Annotated in this window: 17 protein-coding genes and 1 pseudogene; 10 read left to right on the forward strand and 8 right to left on the reverse strand. The window is 61.7% G+C overall.

Annotated features, from left to right (window positions below; genetic code table 11):
* Positions 1 to 18 precede the first annotated feature (18 nt).
* From CLU85_RS11575 to CLU85_RS11600, 6 genes are all read right to left on the reverse strand, one after another.
* Positions 19 to 549 (reverse strand): molybdopterin-dependent oxidoreductase, encoded by a 531-nt coding sequence (locus CLU85_RS11575; protein WP_232727796.1) that lies wholly within the window; start codon positions 547 to 549, stop codon positions 19 to 21.
* A 154-nt stretch (positions 550 to 703) separates the two neighbouring features.
* Positions 704 to 1063 (reverse strand): carboxymuconolactone decarboxylase family protein, encoded by a 360-nt coding sequence (locus tag CLU85_RS11580; protein WP_100410391.1) that lies wholly within the window; start codon positions 1061 to 1063, stop codon positions 704 to 706.
* 65 nt (positions 1064 to 1128) lie between these two features.
* Entirely contained in the window at positions 1129 to 1320 is a 192-nt protein-coding gene (locus CLU85_RS11585) for a DUF2892 domain-containing protein (RefSeq protein WP_100410392.1), read from the reverse strand.
* Positions 1321 to 1405: 85 nt separating this feature from the next.
* Positions 1406 to 1786 (reverse strand): rhodanese-like domain-containing protein, encoded by a 381-nt coding sequence (locus tag CLU85_RS11590; RefSeq protein ID WP_100410393.1) that lies wholly within the window; start codon positions 1784 to 1786, stop codon positions 1406 to 1408.
* Positions 1787 to 1829: 43 nt separating this feature from the next.
* Entirely contained in the window at positions 1830 to 2276 is a 447-nt protein-coding gene (locus CLU85_RS11595) for an OsmC family protein (protein WP_100410394.1), read from the reverse strand.
* 48 nt (positions 2277 to 2324) lie between these two features.
* Entirely contained in the window at positions 2325 to 3185 is an 861-nt protein-coding gene (locus CLU85_RS11600) for an MBL fold metallo-hydrolase (RefSeq protein ID WP_100410395.1), read from the reverse strand.
* 102 nt (positions 3186 to 3287) lie between these two features.
* Between CLU85_RS11600 and CLU85_RS11605 the strand changes: the two genes are divergently transcribed.
* The 10 genes and pseudogenes from CLU85_RS11605 (at position 3288) to CLU85_RS11645 (ending at position 9859) form a co-directional block, all read left to right on the forward strand.
* Positions 3288 to 3635, forward strand: a complete 348-nt coding sequence (locus CLU85_RS11605) for a helix-turn-helix transcriptional regulator (RefSeq protein WP_100412499.1) — start codon at positions 3288 to 3290, stop codon at positions 3633 to 3635.
* The gene (locus tag CLU85_RS11610; protein WP_100410396.1) at positions 3629 to 4060 is read left to right on the forward strand and encodes a YeeE/YedE family protein; all 432 of its coding nucleotides are present in this window, start codon (positions 3629 to 3631) and stop codon (positions 4058 to 4060) included. The genes CLU85_RS11605 and CLU85_RS11610 overlap by 7 nt, the downstream gene beginning before the upstream one ends.
* Positions 4061 to 4093: 33 nt before the next feature.
* A complete protein-coding gene (locus tag CLU85_RS11615) occupies positions 4094 to 4546 on the forward strand; it encodes a YeeE/YedE family protein (protein ID WP_100410397.1) in 453 nt (150 codons plus the stop codon).
* A 1-nt stretch (position 4547) separates the two neighbouring features.
* Positions 4548 to 4904 carry a TIGR01244 family sulfur transferase gene (locus tag CLU85_RS11620; RefSeq protein WP_100410398.1) on the forward strand — a complete coding sequence of 119 codons (357 nt, stop codon included), beginning with the start codon at positions 4548 to 4550 and terminating at the stop codon, positions 4902 to 4904.
* Positions 4905 to 4921: 17 nt separating this feature from the next.
* Entirely contained in the window at positions 4922 to 6667 is a 1746-nt protein-coding gene (locus CLU85_RS11625) for a SulP family inorganic anion transporter (RefSeq protein WP_100410399.1), read from the forward strand.
* A gap of 119 nt (positions 6668 to 6786) precedes the next feature.
* Positions 6787 to 7101 carry a DUF5710 domain-containing protein gene (locus CLU85_RS11630; protein WP_100410400.1) on the forward strand — a complete coding sequence of 105 codons (315 nt, stop codon included), beginning with the start codon at positions 6787 to 6789 and terminating at the stop codon, positions 7099 to 7101.
* 143 nt (positions 7102 to 7244) lie between these two features.
* A pseudogene (locus CLU85_RS23630) lies at positions 7245 to 7469 on the forward strand (VC1465 family Xer recombination activation factor); the annotation flags it as partial.
* 242 nt (positions 7470 to 7711) lie between these two features.
* Positions 7712 to 8212 (forward strand): hypothetical protein, encoded by a 501-nt coding sequence (locus tag CLU85_RS23380; protein WP_232727798.1) that lies wholly within the window; start codon positions 7712 to 7714, stop codon positions 8210 to 8212.
* A 33-nt stretch (positions 8213 to 8245) separates the two neighbouring features.
* Positions 8246 to 8584 (forward strand): hypothetical protein, encoded by a 339-nt coding sequence (locus tag CLU85_RS11640; RefSeq protein ID WP_100410402.1) that lies wholly within the window; start codon positions 8246 to 8248, stop codon positions 8582 to 8584.
* Between the two features lie 477 nt (positions 8585 to 9061).
* Positions 9062 to 9859 carry an SDR family NAD(P)-dependent oxidoreductase gene (locus CLU85_RS11645; RefSeq protein WP_100410403.1) on the forward strand — a complete coding sequence of 266 codons (798 nt, stop codon included), beginning with the start codon at positions 9062 to 9064 and terminating at the stop codon, positions 9857 to 9859.
* Positions 9860 to 9935: 76 nt separating this feature from the next.
* On the opposite strand, the gene CLU85_RS11650 is transcribed toward CLU85_RS11645, so the two are convergent.
* Together CLU85_RS11650 and CLU85_RS11655 are read right to left on the reverse strand one after the other, a co-directional pair.
* Complete coding sequence (locus CLU85_RS11650; protein ID WP_100410404.1) at positions 9936 to 11345, reverse strand: MATE family efflux transporter; 1410 nt, start codon at positions 11343 to 11345, stop codon at positions 9936 to 9938.
* Complete coding sequence (locus tag CLU85_RS11655) at positions 11342 to 11860, reverse strand: MaoC family dehydratase (protein WP_232727799.1); 519 nt, start codon at positions 11858 to 11860, stop codon at positions 11342 to 11344. Before CLU85_RS11655 ends, CLU85_RS11650 begins: the two co-directional genes overlap by 4 nt.
* Positions 11861 to 11891: the final 31 nt, after the last annotated feature.

Below are 11891 nucleotides of genomic sequence, written 5' to 3' on the forward strand. Positions count from 1 at the left end.
GGGACGGGCTGCGCCGGGTTAGCGGATCCGCAAGGCGTTAAGCTGCCAGGCTGCGCGGTTGTAATACAGCTCGCTGCGCAACTCGGCCTTGGTGTCAAAAGGGTAGACGATGAACAGCGGCCCCTTTTCGCGAATGGGCATGGGCCGGTTGTTCATCAGGCGGGCCACGATCACGTCGTGGCGGGTGGCGTCATCCGCAGGGATCTCGGTCTTGTAGTCGTTCAGCGCCACCGCGGTGATCTTGCTGCCCTTGGCGCCCACGGCGGCCAGCACGTCGCGCAGCAGCGGGCCAGTGAAGGTGACAGCATTGGGATACCAGGGTGTTTGTGTGGAGAAGGTGTGCTGGGGCAGCTTCTCCAGCATCTTCATGTCGAACTGTGCCTGAGAGCCATTGTTGGTCTGGCTGATCGCTCCGTCGACGGTGAGGACCACCGGGCCCGCGGGTTTGTCCAGCGCGTGGGCGCCCAAGGCCAGCAGCGCAAAGGCACTGATAGCAATGCCACGAACCCAATCGGCACCCCAGCGCGCATCGGAAAGACTTGCAGGCATCGCATATCCCCCCTTATTTGCAACAGTCTCATGGATAGATGCTCAAAATGTAAACCGATTTTCAGCAGCCGGTTGCTGTTTCGGGATGTGAGGTGTGTCGCGCACGCACCATGCTGCGTGAAAGGGGGCGAATGGCTTGCCTGCGGGTGTGTGGTCAGGTGTTGCTGCCGACTGCGGCCATGGTGTCCCAGGCCTTCAGCGCTTCGGCCGTGTACATGAGGGCCGGGCCACCCCCCATATAGACACACACAGCCAGCATTTCTTCGAGTTCGGTGCGGGTGGTGCCGAGTTTTTGCAGCGCCTTGACATGAAAGCCAATGCAGCCAGAGCAGCGCTGTGTCACGCCGATCGCCAGGGCAATGAGTTCCTTGTGCTTGCTGCTCAAGGTGCCCTCGGCCATGGAGGCCTGCGCCAACTGCGCAAACCCGCGCATGGCGTCTGGTTGTGCCTTGCGGAAGGTCCCCAGGCTTTCATTGATGCCCTGGATCAGGCCTGCGTGGTCGAATGTACTCATGGAATATGTCCTTGTTCTGAGTGCGATGGGCACAGGCGATGGTTTGCTCTGCGCCCGCCGAACGGCTATTTTTTGAGGGGGCAGGAGTTGATGCCCAGCAACGTGTAGGCCGGGCAGAAGCGGAACAGGCCTGTGGCCAGGGGGACTACGCCCAGCCAGCCCCACCATCCGACGGTGCCGGTGGCAGCCAGTGCTATCAGCACCAGGCCTGCCACGATGCGCAGTACACGGTCCAGAGTTCCAACGTTGAAGTTCATGATGATTCCTTCGGGTTACGCAGCGGCCCCCGAACGGGGGCCTTTTTTGCACAAAAAGGCGATGTATCCAGGATGCATCGCCGGGTCAATCGAATGAAGGGGCGGTCGGTGACGCCACAGGCTTGCCGGCGGCAACCCAGGCGTCAAAGCCGCCCGCGATGGATTGCACCTGCAGGTAGCCCATGTCCTGCATGGACCGGGCAGCCAGGGCCGCGCGGCCACTGGTTTTGCAATACACCACCACCTTCAGATCACGGGAGGTGAGTGCGGGTGTGCTGGTGAGCCGGAACTCCAACACCCCGCGAGAGGCGTGGATGGCGCCGGGGATGTGGCCTGCCTGATATTCATCGGCCTCACGCACATCGATCAGCACATCGGCCCCACGAATCGCTTCTTCGGCGTGGTCCATCGGGATTTCATGCACCTGGGTTTTGGCCGTGGCCACCAGATCGTGGGCTGTTTTCATGGGAGTCTTTTCAATGCGTAAGAGGAGGGCGGGCCCAGCGAGGTCATTTGAGGACCAGGTTGTCAGCGTCCACCACCTTGAGGGCGATGGGGATGCCCTGGCCCACACTCTGGGTCACGGTGCAATAGCTCTCGAACTGGCTAAGTACCCGGTCCAGGTGCTCCAGCTGCGCGGCGGGCACGCCCAGGTGCAAAGTGGCGTCCATGCGCAACACGCGCAAGCGACCTTCAGGGTTGCGTCCCACTTCAGCCACGACCGTGGCACGCAATGGTTCGGGGGCCTGTTTGAACTTGCGCAACGCAAACAGCAGCGAATCGCTCAGGCAGTTGCCCACGGCTGCACACAGCAGTTGTACGGGCGATGGCCCCGTGCCGGAGCCCATCGGCGCCGGTTCATCGCCGATCAGGTTGGGAACGGCATCGCCAAACCGGATGTCAAAACGATAGTCTTGTTGCTGCGTGAGTTCTACGGTGACCTGTTCATTACTCATGAAAACCTCCGGGTGTTCTAACGTTGGGGGCGGTGGCGCGGGATGGGGTCATAGCGCGTTCACCGGAATCTTGAGATAGATCACGCCGTTCTCTTCCGCCGGTGGCATGGCCCCGGCCCGGATGTTGACCTGCACTGAGGGCAGGATCAGAACCGGCATGTCCAGCGTGTCATCCCTGCGGGTGCGCAACTGCACAAATGCTTCTTCGGTGACGCCGTCGTGCACATGGATGTTGCGCTCGCGCTGGTCGGCCACGGTGGTTTGCCATGCCACAGCCCTTTCTGCGGGGGGGTAGTCGTGGCACATGAAGAGTCGGGTCTCGGCAGGCAGGCGCAGTAGTTTTCGGACCGACTGGTACAGCGTGTGAGCATTCCCGCCAGGAAAGTCGCAGCGCGCGGTGCCCACATCGGGCATGAACAGGGTGTCGCCCACGAACACAGCGTCTCCCACCTGGTAAGCCATGCACGCGGGGGTATGGCCCGGCACAGCCAGCGCTTTGGCTTCAAGCGGGCCAATGTGGAACACCTCGTTGTCGTGTAGCAGCCGGTCGAACTGGCTGCCGTCCGGGCGGAACTCTGGCTCCAGATGAAAGACAGCCTTGAACACGTCCTGCACCTGCGTGATGGCGGCACCGATCGCAATCTGACCGCCCAGTTTGTTGCGCAAATAGTGCGCTGCAGACAGGTGGTCTGCGTGCGCATGGGTTTCCAGAATCCACTGCACGGTCAAGTCCTGGCTTTGCACAAACTCGATCAGTCGCTCTGCGGAGTGCGTGCGTGTACGGCCCGATTTGGGGTCGTAATCCAGCACCGAATCCACCAAGGCGCAGTGGCCGCCGGGCTGATCAAAGACGACGTAACTCACTGTCCAGGTGGCGTCGTCAAAGAAGGCTTGTATCTGGGGCTTCATTGGTTGGTCCTCGTGTTTCAATTTCTATGTTGATAATTTATTGACTTACAGATTGTTTGTCAATAGAATATAAACAACTTAATCGAAATGGAGCGCAATGCCATGCTCACAGAGACACCTATTGACCTTGAAAGCCTGCGCCGATCGGCCGACAGCGCCTGCCGCCTCATGAAGGTGCTCTCCAACCCCGACCGTCTGCTGCTGTTGTGTCAACTCAGCCAGGGCGAAAAGAGGGTGGGGGAGCTGGAAGAGCTGGTGGGCATCTCGCAACCCACCTTGTCGCAGCAACTGGGTGTATTGCGAGAGGAAAGCCTCGTCAACACACGCCGCGAGGGCAAAAACATCTACTACGAGATCGCCAGCCCGCAGGCCCTGGCCGTGATGAATGTACTGTTTGAACAATTCTGTGGGCCGTCCCTCGGTGCCGCCAAGGAGAACCTCCCATGCTGATCGACTGGACCCATTTCACGCCCTGGGCTGCCATGGCCGGTGGCGTCATGCTGGGCCTTGCCTCGGCGCTGTTTGTTTTGCTCAATGGCCGCATTTTGGGCATCAGCGGCATTGTGGGTGGCTTGCTGCGCCCCAGGGTGGGCGATGTCGGTTGGCGGGTGGCCTTTGTGCTGGGAATGCTGGTGGCCCCTGGTTTGTACTGGCTGGTTGCCGGCCCTGCGCAGCCGCGCATTGATGCTGGCTGGGGCATGGTGGTACTGGCGGGCCTGCTGGTGGGGGTCGGCACGCGCTATGGCTCGGGCTGCACCAGTGGCCACGGTGTGTGCGGGCTATCGCGCATGTCGCCCCGCTCTCTGGTCGCCACGCTGGCTTTCATGGGCGCAGGCTTTGTCACCGTCTTCCTTATTCGGCACGTGTTGGCTTGAGCCACGCAGTCCCTCATCGGAGCATTGATCGCTATGAAAAACAGAATCTCGGAATTTGTGGTGGGCCTGATTTTTGGCCTGGGTCTTATCGTCTCGGGGATGACAGACCCTGGCAAGGTCTTGGGCTTTCTTGATCTTGCGGGCCTGTGGGATCCGTCACTGGCCTTTGTCATGGGCGGCGCCATCGCGGTGGGCATTTTTGCGTTTGCCGTGGCCAAGAAACGCACGACCAACTTTTGGGGCGGCGCCATGCACTTGCCCGCCGCCCGCGATATTGATCGTCGCTTGCTGGTTGGCAGCCTGATCTTTGGCGTTGGATGGGGCATTGCCGGGTTTTGCCCTGGTCCTGCCATCGTTTCCGCTGGTGCAGGCCAGCCCAAAGCCATCGTGTTTGTGATCGCCATGTTGGCGGGTATGTGGCTGTTTGAGCTCGCCGAAGGCCGTCGTGCACACCGCGACTCCAACACTGAGGCCGGGGTCCACTGATATGCCACTGCAAGTCGTCGCATTGACTCCGGACTTTGCCGTGTCGCCCCAACTGTCGGCAGATGATTTCGCCTGGGTGTCCGCACAAGGGTTCAAGACCGTCCTCAACAATCGCCCAGACGGGGAGGGCGGTGGCGCACAGCCCCTCAGCAGTGGTCTGGAGAAGGCCGCCAAGGCGGCGGGGTTGCAGTATGTGTATCTACCGGTGGTGAGTGGCGCCATGACCCCGGCGCAGATACAGACCATGCGCGATGTGCTGGCGACATCCGCCAAGCCCATGCTGGCGTTCTGCCGATCTGGCGCACGGTCGGCCCAGTTGTTTGGCCTGGCGCAATCGCAGGACAAAGAGCTTTCCTGACAAGCACAGAGGTCACCATGAAGATTTGGCCTGATTGGGTCCGCACTTACCAAAAGTCCTGGTTTTCGGGCGATGTGGTTGCAGGCGTGATTGTCACAGTGATGCTCATTCCACAAAGCCTGGCCTACGCCTTGCTGGCGGGGTTGCCGCCCGAGGTGGGGTTGTACGCGAGCATTCTTCCCATCATGGCGTACGCCTTGTTGGGGTCGAGCATGACGCTTGCGGTGGGCCCGGTGGCGGTTGCCTCGCTGATGACGGCCAGCGCGCTGCAGCCCTTGGCGTCGACGGGATCGGCGGACTACGTTGCCCTGGCCATGCTGCTCTCGCTGTTATCGGGCGGCATGCTGTTGCTGTTTGGTGCGCTCAGGCTGGGTTTTTTGGCCCACTTTCTGAGCCATCCAGTCATCAGCGGGTTTATTTCGGGTTCAGCGATTCTGATCGCAGCAGGCCAGATCAAGCATCTGCTGGGCGTGAAAGCAGGCGGCTCCAACGTTCTGGAAACCCTGCTTCAGTTGGCACAGGCCGTGCCGCGCACCAATGGAGTGACACTGGGCATCGGGGCCGCGAGCGTCTTGTTCCTGGTACTGGCGCGTAAGTCCCTCGCGCCTTGGCTCGTCCGTGTCGGGGCTACGCCGAAATTGGCGGACATCGCCTCCAAGCTCGCGCCCATGCTGGCGGTGGTTGTTTCTACGGCACTGGTGGCGGCATTGCGCTGGGATCAAACTGCGGGTGTGAGCATCGTGGGTGCCGTGCCACAAGGCCTTCCCGGATTGGCCTGGCCCAGCGTGCCCTTCTCGGCTGTCGGCCAACTGTGGTTACCGGCCTTGCTCATCTCTTTGGTGGGTTTTGTGGAAAGTGTGTCGGTAGCGCAGTCTCTGGCCCTCAAGCGCCAACAGCGCATCGACCCCAATCGCGAGCTTCTGGGTTTGGGCGCGGCCAATGTGGCCAGTGCCTTGTCGGGCGGCTTTCCGGTCACTGGCGGGTTTGCGCGATCCGTTGTCAACTTCGCTGCTGGAGCCAACACGCCCTTGGCGGGCGTGATTTCTGCCGTGCTGATGGGCGTCGTGATCGCTGCCTTGACGAGCTTGTTTCATTACCTGCCCCACGCGGTGCTGGCGGCCACCATCATTGTGGCGGTGGTGTCGCTGATCGATGTTCAGACCCTGCGTGAGGCTTGGCGCTACGACAAGGCCGATGCCATGTCTTTGCTGGCAACCGCTGGTGGCGTCGTCGGCTGGGGCGTGGAGGTGGGCATTCTGATGGGAGTTGCCTTGTCATTGGGCACGCTGGTGTGGCGCAGCAGCCATCCCCATATTGCCGTGGTGGGGCGCGTACCGGGCACAGAGCACTTTCGGAATGTTGCGCGCCATCAAGTGGTCACCGAGCCAGGCTTGATCGCTGTGCGTGTGGATGAAAGCCTGTACTTCGCCAATTCGAACGTACTGCAAGACACCATCGAAGCATTGGTGCTCGCCCATCCTGAGACGCGACACGTGCTCTTGGTGTGTTCTGCGGTCAATCAGATTGATGCCACCGCGCTGGGTACGTTGACCGATCTGGAACGCAGCCTGACGCAAAGGGGCATCGTACTTTTATTGGCCGAAGTCAAAGGCCCTGTCCTCGATCGTTTGGAACACACAGCCTTGGGCCAACAACTGCAGGGGCGGGTGTTCTTGAGTACGCATGAGGGCTTTGTGTTTGCTCATCAAAATGCTGGCGCGCAACGCAGTCGTCTTGAGGCGGTAGCTGCCTCTCCGGCCTGATAATCGAAGGCCGGGGCCAACGGGGCCGCCTTTTGAGGCGGCGCCGGTATCCAGGTGCTCCAATATCTGCCAAATATCTGCAACGCCCCTGTTCAAGACCAGGCAAGAGACTACCCACCATGCGCATCAACCTGACCACACCCTTCGGAGACAAGGATGCTGCCAAGGCCCTCGGCGCACGCTGGGACTCAGCCCGAAAGATCTGGTACGTGGTGAATCCCCAGGATCTCACTCCATTCATGCGCTGGATTCCCAATCTGGATGCAGCGAGGGATGAGGCTGCCAACGGAGTATCTGTTCCGCCCATTGCGCCGACCAGTACCAAGGCAGCCACCGCAGGCAAGGCCAGTCTGGTGACGGGACCCACGGATGTGGTGGCCCCGTGCGACTGTGACGTGTTGCCTTGGGCAGACTGCGCTCATACGCTGGGGTGATGCAGGAGCGTGAGGCGAAAAGTGATTCCATTTTTGGAACTTGTAATTTAACATAATATACATCGTATCTAGTTAAATATCGCCAGGGCCATCGTCGCCATGACCCTGACACCCGCGCCCAGCTTGCGTTTCGGTTCAAAGCCATGTACCGCAACCTGGGCCTGGATCTGCCCGGTTGCGCGAAGCTTCTTCACGTCACTGAGCGCACTTTGCATAACTGGGAGTCTGGCAAACACGACATCCCGTTTGCGGCCTACAAGCTGCTGCGGCTGCTCAACCGCATGGAGCTGCCCGGCGACTCCTGGGACGGCTGGTGCTTTCATGGCGGCAAGCTGTGGACGCCTGAGGGACGACAGCTCACGGGCAAGGATGGCTCCTGGTGGTCGTTGTTGGTTCGTCAGGCTGCCATGTTCGTGGAGCTGGTGCAGGCGCCAGACCGGGACAGCCGTAGGCGGCACGGTCTGGAGGACGCGCCAGCGTCCGGGCTTGTCTCAGTATCAACAAGTTGTACGAGTGCCAAAGTTGATATCACTGATGATATCAAATTGACATCAAATCTCGCTGATCCTATGATCTTGCCGTCATATCAGATTGATTACGGATTGATATCATGTCCTACCCCCTCCGCCTTCCTCCGAACCTTGAAGCAGCAGCCCGAGAGCGGGCCGCAGGCATCGGGATTAGCTTCAACGCCTTCCTTTGTGTCTGTGTCGATGCCTATGTCAATGGCGCAGCCAAACCCGCCATTGAGGCCAGAGCGCCCAGGGCTGCAAGCCAAAGAGAACAGCTCAAGGACCGGCGTAACGAAGCTGAGTTCCAGTCCATTGCCGACGAGCTCGATGAAAACGGCCAGTCTGGAGAGGACAGCACGGACTGGAGGTTCTTTGATCCGGACCCGGAACTTTGGCCCTTTGTCGATCCAGACCCCCAATGGGCCAAGCGCAGAGACGAAATCCTTGAAAGGTATGGCGACGCTGTCGAAACCGGGACCAAAGCACTTGAGCGGGAATACTGGGCCACACGGCAACGCCCTGCCTATGAGCAACCAGGAACCCAAGGCCAGTCAGCGCCAAAAAAGCACCGCTCCAAGCAGCGCACAGGTCGGGACTGACCCTTCGTATCGACAGTTTGCAGGGGGTGCCCGATGAGCGCCCCGCACACCTTCGCCCCGGAGAAACTCCCCGCAGACTGCTGGGACTGGATCACCCGGGAGGACGCTACCCGCCATGTCCTGGCTGCGTTTGAGATGGCACGCCGGGAATGCTTCCCGCCCACCGGTGAGAGATTCAGGGATGGTGAGGGCCGGGCATGGTCGGGCCGGGAGACCTTCGCCAACGATCTGGCCGACTGCTTCGCCATGCGCATCAAGGCCATGGCCCACGGCTACGGCCTGGGAGACTTCGCCCCCGAAGCCAAGCGCCTGACCCTGTGGGGACAGCGCGGCAACGCCTGCGCGCCAGCTCAGGAGGAGCCTGCGCCATGAGCCGCTTCACCGACGACATTTACCGCCATTGGCTGCGCCAAAACAGCCAGGGCACGCCCCGCCGCGCAGCGGCAGGGGATGCCCGGGGTATGGGGCCGCGCCCCATGTCCAGCCTGCCCCGCCCAACGTACCCCACGGCACAGGGCGCAGCGTCCCCAGGGCGCCTGAGCCCGTCCGGGGCGCAACCCCCGCACTCCCCCGCCCTGGCTGGGCTTGAGCCCGCCCACGGCGACCCGCCGCGTGGCGCTGCCGCTGCAAACGACGGCACTTATTCGCGCCATGAAAAACAGAATTCAGCGGCGGTCGATTATGTGGACAACCTTTTTTTAAAACAGAATGAAGATTATTATCCTGGGGGGTCAAGATAATGCCTTATACATCGTATCTACTAGAGTAAGCGCAGAAGCACAATGCATGCACGCGCCTTTTGCGTACCCCAAGGCCTCTCGACGGCCCAAGCCGCTACCATCCTTGTCCATGACCCTTACAACCCAAACTCCTTCTAAGTCCTCTATCCATTTTGGCCACCAAGGTCGCGTCTGCATTGTCACTGGCGGTGCGCAAGGCATCGGCGAGGCTTGCGCTCGGCGGTTTGCTGTCGAGGGCGCCAAGGCCGTGATTGTGGATGTGGACGATGCGCGCGGTCAGGCGTTGGCGCAGGAGCTGGGTGCGTTGTATGTGCGCTGCGATGTGGGCGACAAGGCCCAGGTGGATGCGCTGGTGGCGCAGACGCTGGCAGCTTATGGCCGCATCGATGTGCTGGTGAACAACGCGGGCATCTTTCGGGCCGCTGACTTTCTGGAGGTCACCGAGGCTGACTTTGATGCCGTGCTGAGGGTCAACCTCAGGGGTTCGTTCCTGGTCGGCCAGGCCGTGGCGCGGGCCATGGTGGCTTCGGGCGGCGGTTCTATCGTCAACATGAGTTCGGTCAATGGCGTGCTGACCATTCCCAATATCGCGAGCTACAACGTCAGCAAAGGGGGTGTGAACCAGCTCACACGGGTGATGGCTCTGGCATTGGCCGACAAGAACATCCGCGTAAACGCTGTGGCGCCCGGAACGATTGCGACCGAGCTGGCCGCCAAGGCGGTGCTGACCAGTGACGAAGCCAAAAGCAAGATCATGAGCCGCACGCCCATGAAGCGGCTGGGCGAACCGTCGGAGATTGCCGATGTGGTGGCCTGGCTGGCCAGCGATGCCGCCAGCTATGTGACCGGCGAGATCGTGACAGTGGATGGCGGCCGCATGACTTTGAACTACACCGTACCGGTTTGACCCACTGAAATACTATTGAATTGATAGCTGCTAGCGCTTAATGGAAAAGCGCTAGCGGCCAATTTGACTCATATTCTCAGGACTGCGGCATCCGCTGCAACAACCCAGCCATCCTGCGCGGCCAGCCCACCGCGCCAAACCATGCGCCACCTGCCACCGCCCAGGCATTGACCACGCCGTACAACACCAGTGCTACGGCTTGGGCGGCAAACACGGCCGCCAGGCCGCCGCCCCAGCGCAGTGCCAACCAGCCACCCGTCACGGCCACCACCAGCCGGACGATGTTGCCGATCACAGGCCAGAGCAAGCGCCCTGCCCCTTGCGAGGCAAAGTACAAAACCAGGCCCAGACCGAAAAAGCCATACACGGGGCCCACCGTACGCAGATACAACGCACCCGCCTCCACCATGGTGGGGTCGCTGTTGAACAACGACAACCACGCACCCGGAAACGCAGCCGCCCATAAGCCGATGGCCTCTGCCATCACAAAGGCGATGGCTGCACCGATCCAGGTGGCGCGCAGGGCGCGTTCACGCTGGCCTGCGCCAATGCAGGTACCCACCATGGCCACCAGCGGCGCGCCCAGGCCGAACACCAAGGGCACCAGCAGATATTCCAGCCGTGACGCGGTGCCATACCCGGCAATGGCCGCCGTGCCAAAGCCGCCGACCAATGCGGTGGTCACCCCAATCGCCACGTTGGTGGCCACGGTCGACACGGTGCCCACCAGACCCACCCGCAAAATGTCTTTGAACAACACCCAACGAAACCGGATGTGGGCCAACGATGGCTGCAGCAGGCTGCGCGGCGACCACAGATACGCTGCCAGCACCAGGCTGCCGACCAGGTAATACGCCATCAGCGCAATCGCCCCGCCCGCAATGCCCAGGCCAGGCACCGGTCCCCAGCCAAAAATAAGCAGCGGCGACAGAGGCACCAGCACAAAGGCGCCCAGCACGGTGACATAGGCCGGCATCGCCATGTTGCCCGTGCCGCGAATCACCGCCGACAGCGTGTTGAACAGCCACACCAGGAACGCGCCCGCAAACACCCAGTTGGAATAGACCAGTGCGGCATCTAGCGCCCCGCCCGTGCCCCCCATCCGGGTGTAGAGCCAGCGCCCTCCTCCCACCACGCCCACGGTAAAGACCAGCGAGAACGCTGCCGCAATCGCCAACGCATGCAACACCAACGCATCGGCATCTTCGCGCCGCCGCGCGCCCAAAGCACGGGCGATGGCCGACGCAATACCACCGCCCATGGCCCCCGCAGACGTCATCTGCATGAGCATGACCACCGGGAACACCAGCGCCATGCCCGCCAGCGCATCGGTGCCCAGCTTGCCGACAAAGTACGTCTCGATCAGGCCGACACCCGCCTGCGCCAGCATCACCAGCACATTGGGCGCGGCCAGGCGCAGCAGCGTGGGCGCAATGGGCGCCTCCAGCAGCATGCGGGTGCGCGGGTTCAGGGCCTCGGTGGTCATGCGGCCGCCACAGCGCCAGTGCCAGGTTGGCGCGGCACCACGATGCGCACGGTGGATACCTGCAACACGTCGCCATGCTGGTTGCGGGTTTCGCTGCGCACGGTGACCATGCCCCGGTCCGGTTTGGACTTGGACGGGGCAATCTGCACCACCTCGCTCACCACATGCAGCACGTCGGTCGGGCGCGTAGGCCGGGGCCAGCTCAGTTCGCCCCCTGCCCCCACGATGCCGCCCGCAATGGGCAGTCCACTGGTTACCTGCAGCCGCATGGTGATGGCCGCTGTGTGCCAACCGCTGGCGGCCAGGCCGCCGAAGAGCGTGGCGCGGGCGGCGGTGTCGTCCAGATGAAAAGGCTGGGGGTCAAACTGCGCAGCAAAGGCTTTGATCTGGGCCTCGTCCATGGCGTGTTCGCCGCTTTTGAACTGGTCGCCGACAGCCAGGTCGTCCAGGTACCTGGGTTGCAACGCAGCCGCTGCAGATTGCTCGATGGGGTTGGAAGCCTGGGTGTCCGTCATGGCGTGGGCGCTTTCATTGGAAGATGGAGGT

It is taken from the genome of Acidovorax sp. 69, from assembly GCF_002797445.1.
Lineage (GTDB): Bacteria > Pseudomonadota > Gammaproteobacteria > Burkholderiales > Burkholderiaceae_C > Acidovorax.